The organism is Mycobacterium sp. PS03-16 (assembly GCF_004570325.1).
GTDB lineage: Bacteria > Actinomycetota > Actinomycetes > Mycobacteriales > Mycobacteriaceae > Mycobacterium.
Genome location: NZ_SPQO01000001.1, coordinates 297,100 through 322,175 on the forward strand (window position 1 = coordinate 297,100; position 25,076 = coordinate 322,175).

The window sequence follows — 25,076 nt, forward strand, 5'->3', positions numbered from 1 at the left end:
GCCGGCCGGGGACGGCGGCTAGATCATCTCCCGCCGCGTGATCCACCGCATGACCTGCCAGCCGACGAACACCGGCAGCCAGCACGTCAGCACGCGGTAGAGCAGCACCGCCGGGATCGCCACCGCCGCAGGCACGCCGAACGCCGCCAGGCCACCGATCAGCGCCGCCTCCACCGCGCCGACCCCGCCCGGTGTCGGCGCCGCCGACGCCAGCGTGCCGCCCACCATCGTCACCACGGTCACCGTGACGAACGACGTGTCCCCGCCGAACGCCTCGATGCTCGCCCACAGCGCGAACGCCGCACCGAGAGTCGTTGCCGCACAGCCCAGCACGATCAGCATCATCCGCTGCGGCTCCCCGGCCAGCTCGCGCAGGTCGCCCAGCACCTCCATCAGCCGCGGCCACACCGTCGCCAGTACCCAGCGCCGCAGCTTCGGCACCACCACGAACGCGGCGGCCACCGCCAGCAGCACCGCGCCGATCACGTACAGCACGATCCGCGGCGGCACGAACTGCTCGAGGTTCGCCGACGCCCCGGCGACCGCGCTGAACAGGATCAGCAGCGAGATGTGCGTGACCACCTGCACCGACTGCTGCAGCGCCACCGCGGTGGTCGCGCGCACCGCACCCAGCCCACTCTTCTGCAGGAACCGCGTGCTCAGCGCCAGCCCGCCGACCCCGGCCGGGGTGGTGGTCGCCGCGAACGTCCCGGCCACCTGCATCAGCGCCAGATGCCGGAAGCTGACCAGCCCGTCGGCGCACGCCCACAGCGCGGCCGCCGCGCCGACGTACTTGAGCATCGACACCCCGAGCCCGGCCAGCGCCCACCACAGGTTGACGTTGCGCAGCTCGTCGGAGAACGTCGGCACCGCGGCCAGGAACGGATATGCGACGTAGACCAGCGCGCCGATCAGCCCCAGCTGGATGATCTGGTTGCGGGTGAAGCGGGTGATGTTCTGGGTGCTGATGTTGTCGGCGCCGGTGCGGCGCATCACCTCGTCGCGGGTGTCCGCCGCAACGGCGCGGGCGTCGGGGATCGACTTCCAGACCCGCGGCGTCACCGCGTGTTTGGTGAGCCGGCGCGACGCGGTGAGGATCGTGGCGTCGTCGAACGCGGAGATCGCCGCGGCAACGGCGGCTTCGGCGTCGTACGCCGCTCCCGTCGTCATCAGCAGCTGCGCGACGTCGGACTGCAGCTGGGTCTCGGTGGCGCCGAACTCGGCGTAGGCGAAGCCGCCGAAGCGGGCCCCGCCGTCGCAGAGGGTCATCTCCCCGGCCTGCAGATCGCCGTGCGAGATGCCGTGATCATGCAGGCGTCGCAACGCCTCCCACACGTGCGTCAGCCCGTCGGGCGACGCCTCCACCGGTGTGCCGCACACCGGTGAGTGCGCGTAGAGCGCCCACCCGCGCGCCAGCGGCGCCACCACCACCGACTTCGTGTTCGACAGCCCGAGATCGCCGATCGCGATCGCCATCAGCGCCCGGTGTTCGACCGCCCGCCGGAGCGACGCCTGCAGCGGCGCCGTCTCGGTGGACCGCAGCCGCAGTTTGCGCCACAGTTGGCGCATCGCGCCGCCGCTGCGCTGGTTGGGTCCGTACATGTGCACGGTGACCGGCTCTGCGTCGGTGTCCGCGGTGAGCAGCAGCGGGCCGCCACCTGCCGGGCGCACCACCCGCAGCGCGGTCACGGTGTACCCGCGCCGTGCCAGCGCCCGCACCGCGCCCTCCAGCGGCACCTCGAGGGCAGGGGTGCCGACGAGCAGGACCACCAGCGCGCCGACGAACCAGCCGACGGCCAGCCCGAGCAGTGACCGCGCCGGCACCACCGCGCTGACCACCAGGTGGATCGGCACGAACGCCAGCAGCAGCGCCCACCACCAGCGCCGCCACCGCGCCGGCACCCACGGGCCCGACACGGTGAGCACCGCGGCGAGCATGGCGATCCACCGCGGGTCGTCGAGGATCTGCGACAGCAGCGAGTCGAGCCGGTCGTTGAGGTCGAAATGCCACTGCGGGGCGGCGATTCCGTTGCCGGTGATCGACAGCGACAGCATGGCGATGAACGCCGCGGCGGCGAACGCGCCGAGCAGCCGCCATTGGCGCACCACCACGAGCCCGACCAGGATCACGAACGGCAGCGCCAGGATCGAGATGCCGTAGGCCAGGTACACCAGGTTCGACTGGGTCGGGGTGAGGACGCCGACGATCTCGGAGATGGACCGCTCGAGCGCATTCCACTCGTAGCGGGTCACCAGCGAACTGGTGATGACGACCGCGAGCAGGAGCGTCGCCAGCGCGAGGCGCAGGATGTCGTTGGTGCGTCGCGTCAGCGGCAGCAGCAGGCTGCCCGATACGGCGATCTCGCGCCCGTCGACTCGCATACTCAGCCCGCGTCGTCGGCCCCCAGGCGTCCGAACGCCCGGCGCAGGAAGCTCGGCCGGGCGACCGGACGGCGCGTGACGTACGGCCATGGCGCGTTGCGTTCGGGTATCGACTCGGCCCTGGCGTGTTTGAGATGCGTGCGCAGGGTCCGCCGGACCTCGTGCAGTGTGGGGTCGGTCCATCGGTTGACCGCCTCGGTCGGGTCGTCGGTGAGGTCGTAGAGCTCCCACTGGTCGTCGAGCGGGCTGGCGCGGTAGGCGTCGCCGCCGAGTCCGTTGGCGGCAAGGTGGCGCACGCCGGGTTCGGTCCAGGTGGCCGGATCGTCGAACGTGCGCACCAGCTTCCACAGGTGACCGGCGCCGCCCGGGGCGTCGGCCTCGTCGACGCGCGCGACCAGACCCTCGAAGTTCGACGCGACGTGCGCGGGGATCCGGATCTTCAGCGGCGCGGGCGGATCGGTGTCCCGGCCGAGCTTGCGCGCCAGCCCCGATGCGCCGGTGTCGCCTTCGAGGATGTTGTCGCGGGTCATCAGGTACACGCAGCGACGGTCGTCGGCCGCGGCGCCGTCGACCACCGGCATGAGGTCGCGGCCGGGCAGCGGATGCACCTCGGTGAACGTTTCCGACAGCGTGGCCGCGGTCGCGGAGACGTCGACACCGGCGGCGGCGAGCAGCGTCGGCACCAGATCGACGTGCGAGGTGGGGGCACTGACCGTGCGCGGCTGCGTGGCCCGGATGCCGATGCGGGCGATGACGAACGGCACCCGGGTGGCCTCGTCGTAGAGGTTGAACCACTTCTGGTGCAGCCCGCCGTGGGCGCCGAGCAGGTCGCCGTGGTCGGAGGTGCGCACCAGCACCGCGTCGGCCGAGCCGCCGTCGGTGACGACGCGGCGCACCCGATCGATCGGGGTGTCGACCTCGGCGTGCAGCCGGTAGTACAGGTCGCGGTAGCGCTGGGCGTTGCGTTCGTAGGTGCGCTCCATCATCGCGGCGGGCCCGTACCCGGAGTAGTAGGCCTCGCGGAATGCGATCTGCGCGGCCGGTTTGGTCGACAGGTCCTCGTCGGCGGTCGGGGCGGGCGGGACGTGCGGCGGATCGAGCGGCGACGCCGCGATCGGGCTGCGGCGCGCCCACGCCGGGAACAGCGAGATGTCGTGTGGGTTGACGAAGCTGGCCACCAGCAGGAAGGGCCGCAGCGCGGCGGGGTCACCGGCGCGGCGGCGGGCGTAGCGGTCCTCGAGCCAGGCGACGACGCGGTCGGCGATCAGCGGGTCGCGGCGCAACCCGCTGTTGGCCATCAGGGCGCCGTGCGGTTCGGGCCCGACCCAGCCCGAGAACCCGTACGGCGCCAGGGGATCGGCGTCGAGGTACTGCCGGACCGCGGCGGGGTCGACGACGCCGTCGTCGTCGTTGGTGGCCAGCGGTTTGCCGGTGGCGGGGTCGGTGAGGTCGGCGTGGGAGATGTGCCACTTGCCGTCGTAGTGGGTGTCATAGCCGGCCGCGCGCAGCCAGTTGCCCAGCGTCGGCACCTCACCGCGGCGCAGCCAGCGCATCCGGGAGTCCTCGTAGGTCTTACCGAGGCCGTCGGTCTGGGTGACGCCGTGCAGGTCCGGGTACTGGCCGGTGAAGATCGTCGGCCGGCTGGGCACGCACGCCAGCGACCCGGTGTAGTGGCGGGTGAAGGTGACGCCGTGCTCGTCGAACCATCGGCGGCCGTGCAGGATCCGGGACCGCCACGCCGCCACCTCGGGTGCCTCGTACGGCGGCGTGGCGCGTTCCTCGTCGGTCATGATGATGACGATGTCGGGGCGGTCAGACATGTGTGCTCTCCCATTGCTGCGCCAGGCCGGCGAGCATCGAATCCGACGAGTGGGCGAGCACCCGGCACACCACCCGGGCGGCCAGCGTGCGCAGCGGACCCGCACCCAGATCCACGGTGCTGGTCAGCGTGACGTCGGTGCCTGCGCCTGCGTTCGCGGGCTGCAGCGTCCAGCGGTTGCTGACGTGGCGCAGTTGCCGCGGCAGGCCTGCGATGTCGTAGGCCAGCGCCCGCGACGGGGTGAACTCGGTGATCGACTCGACCAGCGTCAGCCGCCCGACCTGCACCCGCCGCGTGGTGCCGAGCGGTCCGTCGGGATCGGTGCGCAACACGCAGGAGTGGTCGACGCCGGGCGCCCACCCGGCGATCGCGCCGAAGTCCGCGAGCACATCCCACACCGCCAGCGGAGCGGCGGCAATCGTCCGCCGTCGACTGATCTCGGCCACCACAGGGCCACCCTACGGTGCTGAGCGGGCGTCGGGCAGTAAGCGCGCGACAACGTCACGTGGCGGACAGGCGCTGCGCCAGGCCGGACGCCCTCACCACGCGGCGCCCGATCGCGGCCCGCACCGCCTGCTCGGAGCCGACGATGCGGACTCTGCGCTTGGCGCGGGTGACCGCGGTGTAGAGCAGTTCGCGGGTGAGCAGCCGGGACTCCTGGTCGGGCAGCAGCACCGTGACCTCGTCGGCCTGGCTGCCCTGGCTCTTGTGGATCGTCATCGCGTGCATGGTCTCGACGTCGGCGAGCCGGCTGGGGGAGAACTCGACCGGCCCGGCGCCCGCGCCGATCACCGCGGCCAGACCGTCGGGGCGCACGACCGCCACGCCCGTGTCGCCGTTGTACAGGCCCAGCCCGTAGTCGTTGGCGGTGACGAGCACCGGCCGCCCGGCGTACCAGTCCGACCACAGCGGTTCGCCCGTCGCGTCGGTCAGCCACCGTTCGACCTGGCGGTTCCAGTGCTGCACGCCGTAGGGGCCGCGGCGGTGCGCGCACAGCAGGCGGTGGTCGTCGAGGGTGGCCAGCGCGGTCCTCACGTCCCCGAGCACAGCCGCCTCGCGCAGCCGCAATGCCTGCGGCGCAAGCACTTTGCGCAGCGCCTCGCCGGGAGTGTCGGTGTCGAGCCACTCGATGTGATCGCCGCCGTCGCGCAACAACGCGACCACCCGCTCGGATTCCCCATCGCGGATTGCTTCGGCCAGCGCGCCGATCGGCGCCCCGAATCGGTGAGAGGTGACCAGCCGCGCGATCCGCACGCCGGGGCGCACGCCGAGGCCGTCGACCAGGTCGGCCAGCACCGCACCGGCCTCGACCGACGCCAACTGGTCGGCGTCGCCGACCAGCAGCAGCCGGCTGTCGGGCCGCACCGCCTCGAGCAGCCGGGCCATCAGCGTCAGCGACACCATCGACGTCTCGTCGACGACGATCACGTCGTGCGGCAGCCGGTTCTCCCGGTGGTGACGGAACCGCGACGAGCTGCCCGGCCGGCGGCCCAGCAGCCGGTGCAGCGTCGAGGCGGTCAGCTCCGGCAGCCGGTCGCGGTCGGCGGGCTCCAACTTCTCGATCTGGTCGGTGACCGCTTCGAGCAGCCGCGCCGCGGCCTTACCGGTCGGCGCGGCCAGCGCGATGCGCAGCGGCGGGCGGCCGTTGAGCGCGGCCTGTTCGGCCAGCAGCGCCAGCAGCTTCGCGACGGTGGTCGTCTTGCCGGTGCCCGGCCCGCCGGTCAGCACCGTGAGCGATTGCGACAGCGCCACTTCGGCCGCGGCGCGCTGTTCCTCGTAGCCGTCCCCGAACAACCGCTGCAGGCTGTCGGTGGCGGCGGGCAGCGTCGACGAGAGCAGCGCGAGCACGTCGTCGCAGACCTGTTGTTCCTCCCGCCAGTAGCGGTCGAGGTAGAGCAGGTCGCCCAGGAACCGCAGCACCGGCGGACTGCCGGCCAGCGTGCTGGCCCGCACCGCGGCCAGCCAGTCGCCCGCGTCGGGCCACGGTAGGTCCGGCTGCCCGACCTGTCCCGCGATCGAGTGCAGGTCCACGCACACCGATCCGCTGCGCAGCGCCCGCACCGCGAACGCGACGGCCAACGCGACGCGGTCGTCGGACTCGCCGGCCAGCGTGGCCAGCCGGCGCGCGACGTGGACGTCGGCCCGGTCGAACACCTCGGCGGCGGTGAACACGTCGAGCGCGTCGGTGTCCAGCCGGGCGCTCAACTGCTGTTCCCGTCGTTGAGCCGCACCTTCCGGGCGGTCGAGCTCTCGTCGAGCTCGACGATGTCGGCGCGGGAGCGCAGGAAGTCGCTGAACGACTTGAAGCCCAGCGATTTCTCCGAGAACGACGGATCCATGCGCTTCATCTGCGCCTTGACCACCGAGTTGTGCAGCCAGTCGGCGTCGTCCTTCTCCAGCCCGATCTGCAGCGCGCGCCGCAGCAGACCGGTGGCGGCCGCCTGCGGGTCGGGCTCGTCGGGGGTGCGCTGTCTGGTGCGGCGCTTGCGGGTGGACGACGACGGCGGCGTATCGGGTTCGGGCACCGGCACGCCGGGCAGCGCGTCGTAGCTGACGAACTCATCGCACGCGGCGGCCAGCGACCGGCTCGACGAGCCGGCCACCCCGATGCCCACCACGTAGCGGCCCAGCCGTTTACAGCGCTGCGCCAGCGCGATGTAGTCGGAGTCACCGCCGACGATCACCACGTGGGTGAGGTCGGGCAGCCGGAACATGTCCTCGACGGCGTCGACGGCCAGCCGGATGTCGGCGCCGTTCTTGCCGTAGGCCGCCGCCGGGAACAGCTGCACCAGGTCGACGGCGCGCGCCACCAGCTGGTTGCGGTAGTTGGCATTGACCTCGGCCGACCAGTCCGCATACGCCCGCGTCAGCACCAGGGTGCCGTAGGACGAGGCGAAGTCGATCACCGCGCCGATGTCGACGGCGGCGCGAGTGAGCTTCTCGGCGAAGTCGTCGATGTTCTTCGATTTGTCCCGCTGAAACGAGTTCCGGCCGTTGACCTGGTCGTACCGCGAGATCACGATGTTGTCGAAGTCCAGGTAGACCGCGACGCGGGTGGTTCCCGGTTCCGTCGTCACCGCTTCAGTGTGGCCTATCGGCCGCCGAGAATCAGGCAGCGGCGAGCGGCAACGTCCGATGGGGATCGCAAATCTCGACGACCCGGCGCACCGTGGGGTTGCTCACCAGCTCCCAATCGACGCCGGCGCGGACGCACCGCTCGCCGATGGTGCACAGGATCGAGAACCCCGCGGTGGACAGGAAGTCGACGCCGGTCATGTCCAGGACCAGACGCCGTGAGTTGGCGCCCCGCCGAAACACGTAAGCGGCCAGGTCAGCGGCGTTTGCGGCGTCGATGGACCCGCTCACCGTGAGGCGCACCTCGTACGGGTCGAGCCACTCGGTGGAAAAGGTCAGATGATCGATGGAAGGCATGTTGCACTTGCTCCGAAACTGCGCCGAATGCGGCGCTGTCTGAGAAATTCGTGGGCGGCGTCAGCAATGTTGTCTGCGACGGATCCGCGGCTGGTTGATCAACCTGTCCTCACCCTACTCGGAACACCCCCGCGCAGCGCAATCCCCACGGCCGGATTCTCACCGAACAGCCACTCTTGCGGGCGGCTGACCAGGCATTCAGGCGGCGGCTGCACCCGCGTCGAGCAGGTCGGAGATCGCCACGGTCAGCGACGCCGGTGGTCGCCAGCCGAACACGCCCGCGGGATGCCCGTCGACCACGGGTGTCGCCGGACCGCACATGCCGCGGACGAACAGGTACGCCACCCCGCCGAGGTGATCCTCGGGCCGGTATCCGGGCTGCCGCCACCGCAGGAACCGGTGCAGCACAACGCAGTACAGCAACGCCTGCAGCGGATAATCCGAGTGCAGCATCGCCTCGACCAGGCGGGGACGGAGGTAATCCGCTGCGGTGAGCGGCTTCTCGGGTTCGCCGAGCCAGTTCGTCTTGTAGTCGACGACCAGGTATCGGCCGTTCACCCGCAGCACGGCGTCGATCGAGCCGGTGAGGTACCCCCTGAGGGATTGAACGCCCAGCGAGCGGTCGGTGAGGCGGTCGGCGTAGACGGCCATCGGGTCGTCGGCCGGCAGGTGTTGTTCCAGCAGCCGGCCCACGTCGGCCAGTGTGATCGCCGGTGCGGCGCCGCGGACGTCGCCACCGGCCAGCGGGAACTCGAAGTCCAACTCTCGCAACCGGTCCTGTAGACCGATCTGCCGCAGGGTGAGGCCGGGCGCGAGCGGGCCGAGCGGCGTGTCGTGCATCGGCAGCAGCGCCTCGGCCAGTGCGTCGGCGGCGACGTCGACCGGCCACCACACCGCGTGCTCGTCGATGCGGCGTTCGAGTTCGACGGCGAAGTCCGGCGCGAACGGATCGGCGTGTTCGAGCACCGCGTGCACCAGCGAACCGAACTTCGCGCCCGTCGGCAGCGCGGCCATCGGAGACGGCACATCGGCGACTTCCGGCCCGGTGTCGGCCGCCTCGCTGACCGGCACGTCGGCCACCTCGTCGTCGAGTTCGGCGACCTCGGATTCGCTGGCCACCCCGGTGCCGGCCTCGGCGGCGCGGATCAGCCCGGAATACGACGTGCGCCGCCAGGTGGTGTCGATCTTGCGGTGGAAGTGGCGCACCGCGAGCGTTCCCGGCGGTGCGGCCGGCGGCAGCGCTGCCGCCTCTTCCAGCACGGATTCCTCCAGTACCGGCCCGCCGGCGGTCTCCCATGCACGTAGTGCCGTCATCGCGTCGGCGTCGTCGATCTTGGGCGGGTCGCAGCGGTCCGGGACCACCACCTCACCGGGCTGCCGGCCGCGCAGCAGCCGCGACAGCCCGCCGTTGGGTTCGTCGTAGGACGGCGCCCACCAGGCGACCACCTGGGACTGCGCCCGGGTCAGCGCGACGTAGGTGAGGCGGACGTCGTCGCTGGCGGCCTCGCGCCGGCCCAGCCGCTCGACCTCGGCGTGGTCGGGGCTGTCCTCCCCGCCGATGTGCAGGCAGCGGGTGCGGCCGTCGTGGAACAGCACGACGTCGCGGGTCTGGATGTTGCGGTTGAACGCGAACGGGAGGTACACCACCGGGTACTGCAGGCCCTTGCTGACCCACACGGTCATGATCTGCACGGCTGCGGCGTCGCTGTCGAGGCGGCGGTTGCGTTCGGTGGCGCCGCCGCGCTCCTCGCGCTGGGTGCGCAGCCAGTCGCGCAGCGCGGGCAGGCCGAACCGTTCCCGGTGCGCGGTGTCGTGCAGCGCCTGTGTCAGGTGCGCGAGGTCGGTCATGTGCCGCTCGCCGTCGTGCCACGACAGCACCCGCCGGCCCATCCCGGTCAGGTTGGCCGCCTCGAACACCGCGGCGACGCCGCGGTCGCGGGCGTGGTCGGCCCATTCGCGCAGCCGGTCGGCGATCTCGTCGGTCAACGTGTCACCCTGGGTGGCAAGTTCTTCGGCGGTGCGGCCGAAGAACATCGTGAGCGCCGCGGCGCGCACCAGTCCGGAACGGTGCGGCTGGTCGAACGCCTCGAGCAGGCACAGCCAGTCGTCGCCGGCGGGGGAGTTGAACACGTCCGAATCGCCGGTGTAGACGGCCGGGACGCCCGCGGCGGTCAGCGCGTCGAAGCAGGCGCGGGCGTCCTTGTGCGTCTCGACGATCACGGCGACGTCCTCGGCTTGAATCGGCTTGTCGCAGAACGTCGCTCCGCTGTTCAGCAGCCGGCCGATGTCGGCGGCGAGGTCGCGGCTGATGTGGCTGCGCAGCTTGTCGATCGGGATGACGCGGTCGCCGCGCACCCGGAACGGGTCGCGGGGCACCACCCGCAGCCGGAACGGGTCGTTGCGCGGCGCGCCCGCCAGCCGGTGGCCCTGGTGCCGGGCCTCGACGGGGCGGACGACGATCTGCGGGTCGCCCAGCTGGGCGTCGCGCAGCACCGCTTGCAGCCGGTCGACGAGCACGCCGTCGCTGCGCCAGTTCGTCGCCAGGGTCTTGCGCTGCCCGGCGGTGCTCGCCGCGTGCAGATAGGTGACGATGTCACCGCCACGGAACGCGTAGATCGCCTGCTTCGGGTCGCCGATCAGGATCAGCGTGGAGCGGCCGGTGAACGCCCGGTCGAGCACCTGCCACTGCACCGGGTCGGTGTCCTGGAACTCGTCGACCATCACGATCGACCACCGGCGGTGCATGCGGGCCCTGGCGGCCGAGGTCTCGTCGGCCAGCGCGTTGGCCAGCCGGGACAACAGGTCGTCGTAGTGCAGGATGCCGAGTTTGCGCTTGCGCGTTTCGAGTTCGGCGCACACGGCCTTGGCGAAGTCGACCCGCACCGCGGCCTGCGTGCCGGGCGGCGGATTCTGCGGCCGCAACTCGGTGCCCGCGTTGCGCACCACCTCGCGGGCCAGTTCGAGCGCCTGGGTGCGGGTCATGGCGGGGTCGTCGCGCTGCTGGCCGAAGTGGGCGAGGTAGAGGTCGTCGACGATCTCGGCGGTCAGGTCGTCGAGGCTTTCCACCAGCTGCACGCCGGCGTCCGTATCCCCCGCCACGCCCAGCGATTTGAGCACCAGCTGGCAGAACTGGTGGGTGGTCGCGATCGTGGCGGCGTCGAAACCGGCCAGCGCGTCCCGTAGGCGCCGGCGCCGGTCGCGGCATTCGTCGTCGGTGCCGGCGATCAGATGCGCGACGAGCTGGTTGTCGCCGACGGTCGACGGGTCGTCGAAGGCGGCCAGCGCGTCGACGATCTGGCAGCGCACCCGTTCACGCAGCTCCTGGCTGGCGGCGCGGCCGAACGTGACCAGCAGCATCTGGTCGAGCGTGGCGACGCCCTCGGCGATGTAGCGGGTCACCAACCCGGCGAGCGCGAACGTCTTGCCGGTGCCCGCGCTGGCCTCGAGCACCGTGGTGGTGCGCGGTGCGGGCAGCGGGCCGAGCAGATCGAAACTCTCCATCAGTCGACGTCCCTCTCCGCGTCGAGCATCGGCAGCCACAGCCGCCTGGCGTAGTCCGGCAGTCCGGCGTCGACCAGCCGCTCCAGTGGGAAGCCCGGCCCCCACACCCGCACGTGCGCGGGTTCGGCGTCCTCGCCGGGATACCGGCTGGTCTTCCACCGCCAGCCCGCCTCGCGCATCGCCACGCCACGCTGGTACTCGGTCTCGGCCCACGCATAGGACGTCTTGAGTGGCAACGGGATCGGCTCGCGGCGGCCCGCGTCGTACATCGCCACCAGGTCGCGCATCAGCGAAGGCGGGTCGACGGGTTCGGCGAGCATCCGCCTCCGCGGCGGGCCACCCCGTTTCGGCCGGCCGATGCAGACCGCGGCCCACCCCTTGCCGGGATACTGGGCGGCCAGCGCGATCAGCCGGATCCACGAGTCGAGCAGGTGGCGGCCGTCGAGCTTGGAATAGGTGACCGTGACCATCCGGTCGCCGTACACCCCGGGCACGGTGCCGGTGACGCGGCGCCCGTCGCCGAGATGCACGTCGACGTCATAGGCCTGCGGCGTACGGGTGCGGTGTGCCTGCGCGGCGGCGGCCAGGGCCGCGGCCTGCTCGCGCAGTTCCTGCGCCTTGCGCCAGCCCAGCCGGCCCGGGGGCAGCGACCCGCGCCGCCACTCGGCCTGCTGCGCCTGCTCGGGCTCCATGCCGCGCAGCATGTCGTCGAGCATCCGGTCACCGATCTGCCACTCGGCCAGCGCGTCGATCTCGACGGGCATCGCATCCTCGATCGCGTCGACCTCCCACGGCAGCGTGTAGTCCAGCGCGCGGAAGAACCCCTTCACCGGGTCCTTGAAGAAGCCGATCAGATCGTCGAGTGCGACGTCGTCGGGCGGCGGGGCGGGCAGCGGTTCGGCGAGCAGGCGGGGGCGTTCGGCGCGGCCGCCTGCGGCGACGGTCGCGGCGGTCAGCGCGGTCGAGTCGAATGTGAACGGCTCGGCCGGCGGCATGCCGAGTTCACCGGGGGTGACGTTGCGGATGTCGAACGGCTGCAACGGATGTTCGACGAGGATGCGGTCGCGGACCTTGTCTTCGGTGGTGGCGTCGAGGGCGTCGAGCAGTTCGACCAACGGCACGGCAGGAGGTTTACGGTGCCCGGAGTACTCGTTGGCGCCGGTGTAGGTGATGACGAGCTTGTCGGTGGCCGCGCCGATCGCGTCGAGCAGCAGCTGCCGGTCCTCGGAGCGGATGTCGCGTTCGCCGGTCATCGGGTTGCGGGCCAGCGCGTCGTCGCCGTCGACCACCCCCAGGCGGGGGAACACGCCGTCGTCGAGGCCGATCAGGCACACCACCCGGTGCGGCACCGACCGCATCGGCACCATGGTGCACACGGTCAGCGTGCCGGTGCGGAAGTTGGCGCGGGTGGGCCGGCCGGCGAGGTGCCGGTCGAGCAGCGCTTTGACGTCAGCGAGCCGCAGCGTGATGTGTCTGCGGGCCCCGGCCTTGGCGAGGACATCGCCGAACTCACGGTCGAGCTGGCCGGTCTGCCAGGCGTCGTCGTCGGCCACGGCGGTCAGCTCGGTGATGCCGGTGCGCAGCGCGGCCAGCCACGCCTCCAGTGACTGTGGGCCGCGCAGCGTTTCGATGCACGCGTGCAGGTGGTCGACGTAGTCGGCGAGGCGGCCCGCGAGTTCGACGCGGTTGCTGCCGACGTCGTCGAGCGGCAGCGTGGTGTCCAGCCAGGCGTGCGAGTCGTCGGACATCGCGACGCCTGCGAGTACGCGGTCGATGCCGAAGCGCCAGGTGTTCTGCACGAAGTCGACGCCGTAGGGGTGGCGGTGCGCGCGGTCGAAGCCCCAGCGGATGTTGGCCTCGCGCACCCAGTCGCCGATCGCGTCGAGGTCGTCGTCGCTGAAGCGGAACCGGGCCCGCACGGGTGCGGCCTCGGCGAGGTTGAGCACCTCGCTGGCGGTGGCGCGGCCGCCGGCCAGCGCGAGCAGTTGGCGCGCGACGCCGAGCAGCGGATTGGTCTGGGTGAGTGCGCGGTCGGCGAGTGTGACCCGCAGCCGGTGCGCGGGGTGCGCGCCGTGCACCACGTCGCCCAGCCCGAAGCCCGCGACGATGAGCGGGGCGTAGGTCTCGATGTCCGGGCACATGACGAGGATGTCGCGGGGTTCGAGTGTCGGATCGTCGGCGAGCAGGCCGAGCAGCACTTCGCGCAGCACGTCGATCTGGCGGGCCCGGCCGTGGGCGCTGTGCACCTGCACCGACCGGTCGAGGGGATCGTGGTGGCGGCCCGCGGGGCGGACCCGATCGGCCGCGATGTCGTCCTGCAGCCAGCCGAGCAGGGTGGCGGGATGGGTTGCGGTCCCTGCGGATTCACTCAAGTATTCGTCGGTGGCCGGGTCCGTCGGCAGGGCGCGCTGGAGCTCGCGCAGATCGCGGCCGAGGGTGGCGAGCAGCGGGTGGCCGACGTCGCGGTGGCTGGTGTCGTGGGTGCGCGCGACGGCGCCGCGGTGGGTCTGCAGCGTGCGCCACAACGGGTCGCTGGGGTGCGGCAGCCACAGGTGCAGGTCGTGGTGGGTGGCCAGGGCGTCGAGCAGCTCGATCTCGGTGGCCGGCAGGCGGGTGTGGCCGAACAGCGACAGCCGCTCGGGCAGGTCGGCGGGCGACGCGCGCAGGCGGGTGAGGACGTCGGCGTGCCGGACGTGCGGCGGGTCGGCGTCGACGCGGTCGACGAGGTGGCGCCACAGGTGCGGCTGCCACTGCAGGTCGTCGTCGAGGCCGCCGGTGGTGCCGTCGAGCCAGTCGACGAGCAGTTGCGGGCGCTGGCGGGCGTAGGAGGCGAACAGGCCGGCGAGGCGGCGGGCGACGGCGTAGCGGCGGCTGCGCCGCAGCTCCTTCTCCCCGCCGGTCTCGTGGTGGCCGAGGTGGGTGGCCAGCGTGGTGGCCCAGGGTTCGTCGAGGTGGCTGTCGATGACTTCCAGCAGCGGCCAGACCAGGGCGTCAGGCGCCCACGGGTCGGTGTCGGCGGTGCCGGTGAGGTCGGCGATCAGTGAGCGCGGGTTGCGAAACGTGATGCCGGCGCAGACACCGTCGTGGCCGGCGCCGCGGCCGAGGAGGTGGGAGAGCCGCTGGCTGAGCCACCGCTCGACGCCCTTGGCCGGGACGATGACGAGGTCCTCGGCGAACGGATCGGCCGGCGGGCGGGACAGCAGGGCGCCGAGACCGTCGGCGAGCAGGTCCGTGCGCTCCGCCCGGTGCAGATGGAGAGGCATTGCCCCAAACGATAGAGCCCGGGACCGACGATGCGGTCCGATGCCGGGCATTCGACGATCGCCGTCGCGGCGGCTATCCCGCGCTCTGCAGGTGCCTCTGCGGCAGGCAGATCCGCGCGAGGTCCTCCAGCGGGATGTCCAGGACCGCCGCCAGTGCGGCGACCGTGGTGAACGCCGGTGTGGCCAGCCGTCCCGTCTCGATCTTGCGGAGCGTCTCCGGCGAGATCGACGCGGCGTGCGCGACGTCGGCCAGCGTCCGGTCGCCCCGCGCCTCCCGCAGATGAGCGCCGAGACGCTTCCCGGCGGCCAGCTGCTGCGGTGTCAACGGGGATCGCACCATGCCGGCCAGCCTACGCCACCGGGGTATGAAAATACCGCCTCGCCGGTGTACGGTGGTATTTCTATACCGACACGGATGGAGACGGAGGATGCGCGTGGTCGAGTTGAAGACGCCTCGCGAAATCGAGGCGATGCGCATCACCGGCGCCTTCATCGCCGGCCTGCTCGACGATCTGCAGTCCCGCGCGCAGGTGGGCGTGAACCTGCTCGACCTCGAGCACCGCGCCCGGCAACTGATCGAGGAGCGCGGTGCCGACTCCTGCTACTGGGACTACGCTCCCTCCTTCGGCCGCGGCCCATTCCGCAACGTCATCTGCCTGTCGGTCAACGACGCAGTGCTGCACGGTCTTCCGCACGACTACGGGTTGCATGACGGCGACCTGCTCAGCATGGACATCGCGGTTTCGATCGACGGCTGGGTCGCGGACTCGGCGCGCAGCCTCATCGTCGGCACGCCGCGCCCCGAGGACCAGCGCCTCATCGAAGCCACCGAACGCGCGCTCGAGGCGGGCATCGCCGCCGCGCAACCCGGCAACAAGCTCGGCGACATCTCGGCGGCGATCAGCGCCGTCGCCAAGGACTACGGCTACCCCGTCAACACCGAATTCGGTGGGCACGGGCTGGGCCGCACCATGCACGAGGATCCGCACGTCGCCAACCACGGGCGCGCGGGTCGCGGCCTGACACTGCGTCCCGGGCTCACCCTCGCGCTCGAGCCCTGGTTCGCCGCCACCACCGACAAGATCGTCTACGACCCCGACGGGTGGACCATCCGCTCGGCCGACGGCTCCCGCACCGCCCACAGCGAACACACCATCGCGGTCACCGACGGGGCACCGCTGGTGCTCACCCGCCGCGCCGCCTGAGATTCACCCGACCGGCAGCGGACCCGTCAGCGTCCGCGGCCGGCACATCACCGCGACCACGACGACCGACAGCGCCGCCACCGCGAAGCCGACATAGACGTTCACCGCGTCGGCCGCCCCGCCGAGCACCGCGGCCGCGATCGGCCGCGACCCGAGGAAACCGACGAGCCACAGCGCCATGATCCGGCCGCGCAGCTCCGCCGGCGCCCGCTCCTGCACCACCGTGCTCAATCCCGTCATCGCCCAGCCGAACCCCAGGCCGGCCAACGCGAACCCGGTCAGCGCCACCGGCGTCGACATCGCCACCGTCAGCACACCGCACCCGGCGGCCAGCAGCCACAACCCGATCGATGACACCCAGCCCGCCGCGATCCGCCCGGCCAGCAGCGCCAGCACCGCCATACCGGCCGCGGCGCCGATCCCGAACAGCGCCGACAGCGCCCCGACCAGTCGGGTGTCGCTGCCCAGCGCGTCGGCCATCGACGGCGTCAACGTGATCGACGGGTCCGCCGCGAAGCCGACCGTCGTCACCGCGACCAACGCCAGCAGCAGCGGCTTGTCCCGCCACACGTACTTCACCGCCGCCCGCACCCGGTAGTCGGCGCCCTCGCGCCGCGGCGGGGGAGCGGGGAACGTCACCACGAGCAGGAACAGCGCGAAGATCAGGTGCAGGCCCGCGCTGACCGCGAAGCCGGTCGCCGCCCCGAGGTGCGCGGCCAGGTAGGCGCCGATCGCCGGGCCGAGGATCCGGCCGACGGTCATCGGAATGCTGTTGAGCGCCATGGCAGTCGACAGTTCGCCGTCGCGGATCAGGTTCGGCACGATCGACTGCATCGCCGGCCCGCCGACCACGAATCCGATACCGACCAGCAGCGTGCCCACCAGCACGGCCAGCGCGGCCTGGGCCTGGGAGATCGCCAACCACACCGCGACCAGCGTCGAGCCGGCCAGGCACAGCAGCCGTCCCATCAGGATCTGCCGGGCGGGGTTGCCGGTGTCGGCCCATTTGCCGCTGACCGGACTGAAGATCAGCTGTGGCGCGAACTGGATGACGCCGACCAGGCCGACCATCAGCGCCGAACGGGTCGCGTCGTACATGACGATCGCCGCGACGATGCCGTGCGTCCACACCGCGACGACCGAGAACATCTTGCCCCAGAACAGCGCACCGAAGACGGGGTCGAACATGAGCCCGAGCGCGCCACGCACCCGCGCCGGTGCGGCGGTGGCCTCGGCCGTCATACGCGCGCCCCCGCCTCGAAGTCGACGGCCAACCGGCCCAGCAGGTCGACCAGCGCGTCGACGTCGGCGTCCGCCCAGTCGGCCACCACGTCGGCGACCAGTTGCCGGCGCCGCGCCGTGACGGCGGCGAGCGCCTCCCGCCCCGCGGGGGTCAGCACCAGCACACAGCGGCGCTGATCGTCGGCGGCGAGGGTCTTGGTCACCAGCCCGGCCGCGACGACGGATCCGACGGTGCGGCTGGCCGTCGAGTGCTCGACGGCCAGGTACTCGGCGACATCGCCGATGGATGCCCCGCGTCCCTGCGCCTCACACTGCTCGACGGCGCGCAGCACCCGCAGCGTCGACACCGACGGCACCTGCGCGCTGCCGTCGAGGATGCGCCGGCGCCATTCCGGACGCTGCCGCGCGAGGTGGATCCGCGTCAGCAGTTCGTCGAGGTGTTCGTAGCGGGGATGCGGCACCATATATGCATAGCACATACATATATTCGGGCCGAAATGCGAATGTGACGATTCGCGCAGCGCGCGCATACCGCGCGGGTCGCAGTGGTACTCCTCGGCATGGCGGCGTCAGGGTTGATCGCGGTCGGCAGCGGCCCGGCCGGCCTGAGTGCGGCCGCCGCCTTCCGCAGGCACCATCCCGACCTGCCCGTGCAGATCCTCACCGCCGATCCGGCGATGCCGTACGCGAAGCCGCCGCTGAGCAAGGACTTCCTGTGCGGCCGCGACCTCCGCGTCGACCTGCACCCGCGGGACTGGTTCGCCCGCCGCCGTCTCGAGCTGGTCCGCGGCATCACGGTCGAGCACCTCGACCCGGCCCGCCGGGAGGTGGTCACCCGCGGCGGCCGGCGTTACCCGTACTGGCACATCGTGCTGGCCCCGGGTGCCGCGCCGGTGCCCCTCGACGTCCCGGGTGCGCGGCACGCGCTGCACCTGCGGTCCTTCGCCGATGCGGTCGCGATCCGGATGAGCGCGCTACAGGCGGGGTCGGCGGTGGTGATCGGCGGCGGGTTGATCGGCTGCGAGGCGGCGGCGTGTCTGGCCGGCAACGGCATCACGACGACGATGGTGGCCGGCGAGCCCGTCCCGCTGTCGCGCCGCTTCGGCTTGGACGCAGGGGAGCGGATCGCAAAACTGTTGTCGGACTGCGGGGTCCGGTTCGTCGGGCCGGCCCGGGTGACGGAGGTGCGCGAGAACGGCGTGACGCTGCAGACGGGTGAGTCGCTCGACGGCGACCTCGTCGTCGCCGCGACCGGCGTCCGGCCCGACGCGCGGTTGGCCGAGGCCGCCGGCATCCACACGCAGGGTGGCCGCATCGTCGTCGACGAACACATGCACACCTCGGCGCCCAACGTGTTCGCCGCGGGTGACGTCGTGCTCGCCCACAACGTCACCGCCGGGCGGGCCATCGCCACCGAACACTGGCGCGACGCCGCGGATCAGGGCGAGATCGCCGGCGACTCGGCGGCCGGATACCCGCAGGCGTGGGCGAAGGTGCCCGGCTTCTTCTGCGCCATCGGCGACGCCCGGCTCAAGTACCGCGGCTGGGGTGTGCCGCACGAACACTGCCGCATCGTCGACCACCGCGACGGGTTCACGGTCTGGTACGAGGCCGGGGGAGAGGTGGTCGGCGTGCTCAGCCTCAACGCCGACGACGACTACCGCCTCGGCGACGAACTGGTCCGCACGCACGCCCCGGCCTGACCGAGGTGTGACGGCCGCGTTCGACCCGGTGTGATGGCGGTCACATCGGAGTACCGTGAGGGCATCTCTCGATGAGGAGGCGATCCGATGAAGGGTGCCCATCACGATCCGGCGGACCATTCCCGGACCTATCAACCGCACGCCGGTGAATCGATGATCGACACGCTGTGGTTCCCGGGCCTGATCCTGATCGCGCTCGGGGTCCTCGGGCTGGCGGCGATCGTGGCGTCGGCGGCCTATGGACACTCGCAGTACGTGTTGCCGCTGGCGCTGGTGACCGGCGCGGTGGTGACCGCGGGCGGCGGGCTGATCGCGCTGGAGCACCGCCGCGTGCTGCGCATCGAGAAGCTCTGGCAGACGGAGCATTCCGAGGCGCCGAGCCACCGCCACGCGGTCTGACGGCCTGCCGGCGCGGCGCCGGCCGCGTATCTACAAGGTCTTGAGCCCTCCGGCGAGACCTCGATTCACGGAGATTCGAATACTCCTGCGGCATCCACGGGTGATGCCAGACTGCCGTTCTGCCGTAAGCGCACTTACCCGTGCGCGTGCTCAATGGCGAGCTCTGCTTCTTCCGCATGTCCCCAGGAGGCTGCGTGTTTCACCCGTCCAACCTCTCACCCGGTATCGGCTTCGCGCTGATGCTGGGTCTCGGCGCGTTCATGTTCGTCGTCGCCTTCACCGTCCGCTCAATGGTCAAGAACACCCATGACTTCGTGATCGCCGACCGGCGCATCGGTTTCGGCTTCGGCGTGGGTTCGGTGATCGCGGTGTGGACCTGGTCGATGGCCGTCATGATGTCGTCCGCGCAGGCCTTCACCTTCGGCATCTCGGGGCTGATCTGGTTCGTCGTCCCCAACGGCCTGGCCGTGATGGTGATGGTGCCGTTCGCGCTCAAGCTGCGCCGCCAGATGCCGGCCGGCTACACGATCGTCGAGTTCATCCGCGAACGCTTCCAGAACAAGCCCGCCACCACGGTGATGCTCGTCGCGATGCTGCTCGGACTGCTCGCCGAGATCTTCATCAATCTGTTCGGCGTCGTACTCGTCACCGGTGTGGTGTTCGGGATCAAACCGACCGTGGTCCTGATCGTCACGCTCGCCACCGTCACCGTGTACTCGTACTTCGGCGGCCTGTGGACCTCGGCGATCACCGCCACCTTCAACACGCTGCTCATCACGGTCCCCGCCGCGATCGTCGTGCTCTACGTGTTGCAGAAGGTCGGCGGGCCCGACGCCGTCTTCCAGCGCGTCGACGCCGCAGGGCCGAACACGCTCAACGCCTTCGACGGCTCGGCCGCCGCGGGCTTCGGCATCTCGCTGGCGCTGGGCCTGCTCGCGTCGACCATGGCCGATCAGACGTTCTGGCAGAAGGCGTGGGCCCTCAAGCCCGCCACGATGGGCCGGACCTTCGTGTGGGCGGGCCTGTGGTTCTACCCGATCCCGATCGCGATGGGTCTGCTCGGCCTGGTCGCGCTGGCCTACGGGGTCAACGCCTCCGATCTCGGCGACGCCGGGCCGGGCGGCGTCGGTCCGTACGTCGTGAGCAACCTCGGGCTGCCGGTCATCCTGGTGGCGCTCTACGTGCTCATCATCCTCAACGCCTGCTATTCGACGATCGACGGCGCGTTCTCGGCGCTGTCCTCGGTGGTGGCCGTCGACATCCTCAAGCGCGCCAAACCCGACATCGCGCCCAAGGCGCTGTTCCGGTACACCAAGGCGTCGATCATCGTCGCCGGTGTCATCGGCGGGATCGTGGTCAGCTCGGGCATCGACTACGTCGAGCTGGTCAACACCGTCTACTTCATCAAGGCCGCGTTGATCATTCCGCTCGGCCTGGCGATCTTCTGGAAACGCATGACCTCGACCGCCTTCGTCACCAGCCTCGTGCTGGCGATCGCGGTCGGCTACCCCGTCCGTGAGTTCGTCGGCGAACTCCCCGGCATCATCACCCTGGAGGCGATTTCACTCGTGGCCGCCGTCGGCATCAGCCTGCTGTCCAAGCAATCATTCGATTACGCGTCACTTCGGTCGCGTGGCGGAGCCTTGTCCGAGGACAAGCGGAAAGCCGCGGCGCTGGACGCAGATCTGGACCCGGTCGGATGATCGCGTTCTGGATCGCCGTCACCGTCGGCACCGTGGTCGGCGTCGCCTACGTCGCGCTGGGCATCCAGGCGTTCTTCCGGGTGCGCCGCGACGTGCTCGCGCTGGCCGCCTCGGGGGAGACCGCGGACCTGGACGTCGCGGCTCTCGAGGCCAGCGACGCGGGATCGTTCAGCTGGAAGGCGCTCGGCGCCGTCGTCGTGTCGACGTCGGTGATCGCACTGCTCGGGGTGAGCCCGGTGTTCTGGTATCTGCCCGCCATCCTCGCGATCGGCTCGGCCCTCGCCGTCATCGCGGCCTTCCTCATCGACCGCAGGAGCGCAGTGTGACCACGAAGAAGATGCACCTGCTGGGTTTCGTCCAGCACGGCGTGATGAACCACGCCTCCACCATGTGGGCGCATCCGCGCGACAAGGTCGGCTACCACTGGTCGCGACCGGAGTTCTGGCGGGACCTCGGCCGCACCATGGAGCGCGGTCTGTTCGACGCCATGTTCATCGCCGACGAGCTCGCGCCCTACACCACCTACAAGGGCAGCTCCGACCCGGTGGTGAAGTACGCCGGCCAGTGCCCGGTGCACGAGCCGGCCAGCCTGGTGCCGATCATCGGGGCGTTCACCGAACACCTCGGCATCGGCATCACGCTGTCGACGTCGTTCGTGCCGCCGTACATGATGGCGCGGCACCTCTCGACGCTCGACCACCTGACGGGTGGCCGCGTCGGCTGGAACATCGTCACCTCGTACTCGAAGAGCGAGTTCCAGGCGATGGGCAAGGAGAACCTCACGCCGCGCGACAAGCGCTACGAGGTGGTCGAGGAGTACATGCAGCTGCTCTACCAGCTGTGGGACTCCTGGGACGACGACGCGATCGTCTACGACCGCGAGAACGGGGTGTTCGCCGACCCGGCCAAGGTCCGCGAGATCGACTTCCAGGGCGAGTTCTTCCGGTCGAAGGGTCGTCACTTCGTCGCGCCGTCGCCGCAGCGCCGACCGGTGCTCTGGCAGGCCGGTTCCTCGGATCAGGGCCGCGAATTCGCCTCCAAGCATGCCGAATCGGTGTTCGGCATCTTCCCGACGCCCAAGAGCATGCGCGCCTACGCCGACGACATCCGCACTCGCGCCGACAACCACGGCCGCGATCCGGAGTCGGTGAAGCTGATCTACGGCCTGCAGACCGTCATCGACCGGGACAAGTCCCGCGCCAACGACCGCTACGCGGAATTCGTCGAGAAGGTGCAGGTCGAGAGCGCGCTCGGAATCCTGTCCGGCCACACGGGTTTCGACTTCTCGACGCTGGGTCTGGACGACAATGTCGTCGACGCCGATGTCCAGGGCATCCGGGGGCTGTTCGATGCGATCCTCGAGGCCAAGGACGGCGCACCGGTGACCGTGCGGGAGGCCGCACAGATCTACGGCGTGTCGATGGGTGCGCCGGTCGCGGTCGGCACTCCGTCGGATGTGGCCGATCAGATGGAGCAGTACATCGACGAAGGCGATTGCAACGGCTTCATGATGCTGGCCACCGACACGCCGGGCTGCTTCAACGACATGACCGAGCTGCTCGTACCGGAACTACAGCGCCGCGGCCGGTTCCGCACCCGCTATCCCGGCACCACGCTGCGCGAGAGTCTGCAGGAGTACTGATTGCGCAAGGCTCACTTTCTGGCGTTCATGCAGCACGGGGTCAGCAGTCACTCCGTCGGCATGTGGCGGCACCCGCTGGACAAGGTCGGCTGGGACTACGCCTCGCCGCCGTACTGGCAGCACCTGGCGCGGACCCTGGAGCGGGGCCTGTTCGACGCCGTGTTCCTGGCCGACGAACTGGCGCCGTACAACTCGTTCGAGGACAGCAGCGACAACACCATCCGCTACGCCGTGCAGGCGCCGACCCATGAGCCGGCGGCGCTGACGCCGATCATCACCGGCGCGACCTCACATCTGGGCGTCGGCATCACGCTGTCGACGGCGTTCGAGCACCCGTACTCGATGGCGCGACGGCTCTCGACGTTCGACCACCTCTCCGGTGGGCGGATCGCGTGGAACATCGTCGGGTCATACTCGCCGTCGGAGTTCGCCGCGTATGGCCAGGAAATGCCGGACCGCTCGATCCGCTACGAGCGCATCGCCGAGTACGTCGACCTGTGCTGCCGGCTATGGGATTCGTGGCAACCGGATGCGATCGTCGCCGACCGGGAGACCGGGATCTACGCGCACCCGGAGAAAGTCCGCGAGGTCGTCTTCGAGGGCAAGCACTTCCGCTGCCGCGCACGGCACTTCGTTGCGCCGTCGCCGCAGGGGCGGCCCGTGCTGTGGCAGGCCGGCGCCAGCGAGGAGGGCCGCCGATTCGCGGCGTCGACCGCCGAGGCGATCTTCGCGATCCAGCCGACCGTCGCGTCGATGCGCGCGTACTCCGACGACATCCGCGGCCGGGTCGCCGCGGCGGGCCGCAACCCGGACACCGTGAAGTTGTACTACGGCGCCCAGGTCATCGTCGGCGCCACGGAGGCGGAGGCCGAGGAGAAGGCCGACCTCCTGCGGTCGCTGCTGCGGCCCGAGGCGTCGTTGGCGATGCTGTCCGGACAGCTCGGCGTGGATTTCTCGCGTTTCGACCCGTCGGCGCCGCTCGAGTCGATTCCGGTACCGGGGATTCAAGGCGTCAAGGACGCGCTGGTCGCCACGGGCGCCGGGGAGGCGGTGACGGTGGCCGAGGCCGCCGACATCTACTCGTTCCGGTTCTCCATGCCTCAGGTGATCGGGACACCGGCGACCGTCGCCGACCAGCTCGAGGTGTTCCTCGACGATGGCGGCGCCGACGGCTTCATGCTGCTCGCGACGTATACGCCGGGCTGCTTCGAGGAGTTCGTCGACTCGGTCGTCCCGGAGCTGCAGCGGCGCGGCCGGTACCGCACCCGCTACCCGGGTGCGACGTTGCGGGACAACATCGCCGGCGACTGACGTGCCACGGCCACGACGGCGGCGGTGAGACGCGTCGGCGCTGAACGGTCGGCCCCGCCCGCGAGTGAGTAGCCATGGTCGCGATTCGGCGGCCGCGACGACCGTGAGCGCTATCTCGCGGCCAGGGCGAGGAGGCTACGGCCGGAAGCCCGCCAGCAGCGAGCGCACACCCAACTGCCACCGCCGCTCGACCGACCGCGGTGACGTCCCCAGCCAGCAGCCGGCCTCCTGCACGGCCAGCCCTTTGGCCAACGCCAGCAGCACGTGCGCGATGTCGACAGCGTCCCCGGCCAGCGCGCCGTCGTCGAGGCAGCGCTGGATGCGGCCGAGGAAGATGTCGCGCACCGACTCGCCGGCCGCCAGCTCCTCGGGCCCCGGGTCGAAGTCGGCGAACGGCCGCGAGAACATCACCTGCGCCAGCCGCGACGACTCCAGGCAGAACCGGCGGAACACCGGGACCAACGCCTCCACGTCGGCGATCGGGTCGTCGGTCACCGGCACCTCGGCCAGCGCCGCGTCGAGCAGCCGGAAGCCCTCGAAGAAGATCGCCCGCACCAGCCCGGCCTTGTCGTCGAACAGCTCGTACACCGCCGGCACCGACGTCCCGGCCCGCTCGGCGACCCGGCGGGTGGTCAGCCGCGAGATGCCCTCCTCGTTGAGCGTCGCGACGGCGACCTCCAGCAGCCGGTCCCGCAGCTCGGGGGTGCGCTGCTTGGCCCTCGGCACGGGCTAGCCGCCGAACTCCGTTGCCAGCCCGTCGATTCCGGCGCGGATCGCCTTCAGGGCCTCGTCGCGGGCTTTGAGCTTGCTGGCCACATGGGCGTTGAGGTGCAGGGCGGCCGCCGCCTCGGCCGCGACCTCCTGCGCGCGGGTCAGCACAGCGTCCTGTTCGACGACCTCGTCGAGCCAGCCGCCGGCGATCGCCGCGTCACCGACGAATGTCGCCGCCATCGAGATACCCCGCTGAAACGCCGCCCGCGTCAGGCGCATCCGCATGATCTCGATCGCCGCGATCGGCAGCGTCATCCCGATCGCCACCTCGTTGGCCTGGCAGCGGGCCCGCGGCGAGCCGATCCGGTGATCGCCCGACAGCAGCAGGAATGAGCCCATCGCGATCGCCGGACCCGTCGCGGCCATCACGACCGGCTTGGGAAACGTCAGGCAGCGCAACGACAACTCGAACCCGCCGGCCAGCATGCCGAGTGCGGCCTGCGCGTCACCCGAGGCGAACACCGCGAGGTCGAACCCACCGCTGAACAGCTTCTGGTTCCCGGCCAGCACCACGCACTTCGACTCGTCCTTCTCGGCGCGGTCGAACGCCTCGTTGAGATTGGCCTGCATGGCCGGCGACAGCACGTTGGCCTTGCCGTCGTCCATCGTGATGGTCGCGACCGAGTCGGTCAGGTCGTAGGTCACCGTGCTGCTCATCGACTCTCCTTCGAGTGGGGCACTCAGTCGAGAGCGATGTTACGTA

20 protein-coding genes are annotated in these 25,076 nt (G+C 70.9%); 7 read left to right on the forward strand and 13 right to left on the reverse strand.

Features of this window, described 5'->3' with window-relative positions:
- Positions 1-18: 18 nt before the first annotated feature.
- From E4P42_RS01370 to E4P42_RS01410, 9 genes are all read right to left on the reverse strand, one after another.
- Positions 19-2,382 (reverse strand): lysylphosphatidylglycerol synthase transmembrane domain-containing protein, encoded by a 2,364-nt coding sequence (locus E4P42_RS01370; RefSeq protein WP_135122550.1) that lies wholly within the window; start codon positions 2,380-2,382, stop codon positions 19-21.
- 2 nt (positions 2,383-2,384) lie between these two features.
- Positions 2,385-4,202, reverse strand: coding sequence for a sulfatase-like hydrolase/transferase (locus E4P42_RS01375; protein ID WP_135122551.1), 1,818 nt, complete (start codon positions 4,200-4,202; stop codon positions 2,385-2,387).
- Complete coding sequence (locus E4P42_RS01380) at positions 4,195-4,650, reverse strand: SRPBCC family protein (RefSeq protein WP_135122552.1); 456 nt, start codon at positions 4,648-4,650, stop codon at positions 4,195-4,197. Before E4P42_RS01380 ends, E4P42_RS01375 begins: the two co-directional genes overlap by 8 nt.
- A 52-nt stretch (positions 4,651-4,702) precedes the next feature.
- Positions 4,703-6,406: an exodeoxyribonuclease V subunit alpha gene (recD, locus tag E4P42_RS01385; RefSeq protein WP_209305665.1), complete on the reverse strand. Its 1,704-nt coding sequence runs from the start codon at positions 6,404-6,406 to the stop codon at positions 4,703-4,705.
- The gene (locus tag E4P42_RS01390) at positions 6,403-7,296 is read right to left on the reverse strand and encodes an NYN domain-containing protein (protein ID WP_135122553.1); all 894 of its coding nucleotides are present in this window, start codon (positions 7,294-7,296) and stop codon (positions 6,403-6,405) included. The genes recD and E4P42_RS01390 overlap by 4 nt, the downstream gene beginning before the upstream one ends.
- 13 nt (positions 7,297-7,309) lie before the next feature.
- A complete protein-coding gene (locus tag E4P42_RS01395) occupies positions 7,310-7,633 on the reverse strand; it encodes an STAS domain-containing protein (RefSeq protein ID WP_135122554.1) in 324 nt (107 codons plus the stop codon).
- 198 nt (positions 7,634-7,831) lie between these two features.
- On the reverse strand, positions 7,832-11,134 hold the full coding sequence (gene recB / locus E4P42_RS01400; protein WP_135122555.1) for an exodeoxyribonuclease V subunit beta: 3,303 nt from the start codon (positions 11,132-11,134) through the stop codon (positions 7,832-7,834).
- Positions 11,134-14,397: an exodeoxyribonuclease V subunit gamma gene (gene recC, locus E4P42_RS01405; RefSeq protein WP_135122556.1), complete on the reverse strand. Its 3,264-nt coding sequence runs from the start codon at positions 14,395-14,397 to the stop codon at positions 11,134-11,136. The genes recB and recC overlap by 1 nt, the downstream gene beginning before the upstream one ends.
- A gap of 73 nt (positions 14,398-14,470) precedes the next feature.
- Complete coding sequence (locus E4P42_RS01410) at positions 14,471-14,737, reverse strand: helix-turn-helix transcriptional regulator (RefSeq protein WP_135122557.1); 267 nt, start codon at positions 14,735-14,737, stop codon at positions 14,471-14,473.
- Positions 14,738-14,831: 94 nt separating this feature from the next.
- On the opposite strand from E4P42_RS01410, the gene map reads away from it, so the two are divergent.
- Entirely contained in the window at positions 14,832-15,602 is a 771-nt protein-coding gene (gene map, locus E4P42_RS01415; RefSeq protein ID WP_135122558.1) for a type I methionyl aminopeptidase, read from the forward strand.
- A gap of 3 nt (positions 15,603-15,605) precedes the next feature.
- Here map and E4P42_RS01420 read toward each other — a convergent pair whose 3' ends face one another.
- A complete protein-coding gene (locus tag E4P42_RS01420; protein ID WP_135122559.1) occupies positions 15,606-16,844 on the reverse strand; it encodes an MFS transporter in 1,239 nt (412 codons plus the stop codon).
- A complete protein-coding gene (locus E4P42_RS01425) occupies positions 16,841-17,323 on the reverse strand; it encodes a MarR family winged helix-turn-helix transcriptional regulator (RefSeq protein ID WP_135122560.1) in 483 nt (160 codons plus the stop codon). The genes E4P42_RS01420 and E4P42_RS01425 overlap by 4 nt, the downstream gene beginning before the upstream one ends.
- Positions 17,324-17,404: 81 nt before the next feature.
- Between E4P42_RS01425 and E4P42_RS01430 the strand changes: the two genes are divergently transcribed.
- The 6 genes from E4P42_RS01430 (at position 17,405) to E4P42_RS01455 (ending at position 23,602) form a co-directional block, all read left to right on the forward strand.
- Positions 17,405-18,547, forward strand: coding sequence for an NAD(P)/FAD-dependent oxidoreductase (locus tag E4P42_RS01430; RefSeq protein WP_135122561.1), 1,143 nt, complete (start codon positions 17,405-17,407; stop codon positions 18,545-18,547).
- An 87-nt stretch (positions 18,548-18,634) separates the two neighbouring features.
- The gene (gene usfY / locus E4P42_RS01435; protein ID WP_135122562.1) at positions 18,635-18,946 is read left to right on the forward strand and encodes a protein UsfY; all 312 of its coding nucleotides are present in this window, start codon (positions 18,635-18,637) and stop codon (positions 18,944-18,946) included.
- A 194-nt stretch (positions 18,947-19,140) separates the two neighbouring features.
- The gene (locus E4P42_RS01440; RefSeq protein WP_209305666.1) at positions 19,141-20,649 is read left to right on the forward strand and encodes a sodium:solute symporter; all 1,509 of its coding nucleotides are present in this window, start codon (positions 19,141-19,143) and stop codon (positions 20,647-20,649) included.
- Positions 20,646-20,975 carry a hypothetical protein gene (locus tag E4P42_RS01445; RefSeq protein WP_135122563.1) on the forward strand — a complete coding sequence of 110 codons (330 nt, stop codon included), beginning with the start codon at positions 20,646-20,648 and terminating at the stop codon, positions 20,973-20,975. The genes E4P42_RS01440 and E4P42_RS01445 overlap by 4 nt, the downstream gene beginning before the upstream one ends.
- Positions 20,976-20,986: 11 nt before the next feature.
- A complete protein-coding gene (locus tag E4P42_RS01450; RefSeq protein WP_135122600.1) occupies positions 20,987-22,291 on the forward strand; it encodes an LLM class flavin-dependent oxidoreductase in 1,305 nt (434 codons plus the stop codon).
- 27 nt (positions 22,292-22,318) lie between these two features.
- On the forward strand, positions 22,319-23,602 hold the full coding sequence (locus E4P42_RS01455) for an LLM class flavin-dependent oxidoreductase (protein WP_135122601.1): 1,284 nt from the start codon (positions 22,319-22,321) through the stop codon (positions 23,600-23,602).
- Between the two features lie 135 nt (positions 23,603-23,737).
- On the opposite strand, the gene E4P42_RS01460 is transcribed toward E4P42_RS01455, so the two are convergent.
- Positions 23,738-24,328, reverse strand: a complete 591-nt coding sequence (locus E4P42_RS01460) for a TetR/AcrR family transcriptional regulator (protein WP_135122564.1) — start codon at positions 24,326-24,328, stop codon at positions 23,738-23,740.
- Between the two features lie 3 nt (positions 24,329-24,331).
- Positions 24,332-25,030, reverse strand: a complete 699-nt coding sequence (locus tag E4P42_RS01465; RefSeq protein ID WP_135122565.1) for a crotonase/enoyl-CoA hydratase family protein — start codon at positions 25,028-25,030, stop codon at positions 24,332-24,334.
- Positions 25,031-25,076 lie beyond the last annotated feature (46 nt).

Coding starts and splice junctions, on each gene's coding strand:
- E4P42_RS01370 (WP_135122550.1), bottom strand. CDS start 2,382: ATGCGAGTCGACGGGCGCGAGATCGCCGTATCGGGCAGCCTGCTGCTG.
- E4P42_RS01375 (WP_135122551.1), bottom strand. CDS start 4,202: ATGTCTGACCGCCCCGACATCGTCATCATCATGACCGACGAGGAACGC.
- E4P42_RS01395 (WP_135122554.1), bottom strand. CDS start 7,633: ATGCCTTCCATCGATCATCTGACCTTTTCCACCGAGTGGCTCGACCCG.
- recB (WP_135122555.1), bottom strand. CDS start 11,134: ATGGAGAGTTTCGATCTGCTCGGCCCGCTGCCCGCACCGCGCACCACC.
- recC (WP_135122556.1), bottom strand. CDS start 14,397: ATGCCTCTCCATCTGCACCGGGCGGAGCGCACGGACCTGCTCGCCGAC.
- E4P42_RS01410 (WP_135122557.1), bottom strand. CDS start 14,737: ATGGTGCGATCCCCGTTGACACCGCAGCAGCTGGCCGCCGGGAAGCGT.
- E4P42_RS01420 (WP_135122559.1), bottom strand. CDS start 16,844: ATGACGGCCGAGGCCACCGCCGCACCGGCGCGGGTGCGTGGCGCGCTC.
- E4P42_RS01425 (WP_135122560.1), bottom strand. CDS start 17,323: ATGTGCTATGCATATATGGTGCCGCATCCCCGCTACGAACACCTCGAC.
- E4P42_RS01430 (WP_135122561.1), top strand. CDS start 17,405: ATGGCGGCGTCAGGGTTGATCGCGGTCGGCAGCGGCCCGGCCGGCCTG.
- usfY (WP_135122562.1), top strand. CDS start 18,635: ATGAAGGGTGCCCATCACGATCCGGCGGACCATTCCCGGACCTATCAA.
- E4P42_RS01445 (WP_135122563.1), top strand. CDS start 20,646: ATGATCGCGTTCTGGATCGCCGTCACCGTCGGCACCGTGGTCGGCGTC.
- E4P42_RS01450 (WP_135122600.1), top strand. CDS start 20,987: ATGCACCTGCTGGGTTTCGTCCAGCACGGCGTGATGAACCACGCCTCC.
- E4P42_RS01455 (WP_135122601.1), top strand. CDS start 22,319: ATGCAGCACGGGGTCAGCAGTCACTCCGTCGGCATGTGGCGGCACCCG.
- E4P42_RS01465 (WP_135122565.1), bottom strand. CDS start 25,030: ATGAGCAGCACGGTGACCTACGACCTGACCGACTCGGTCGCGACCATC.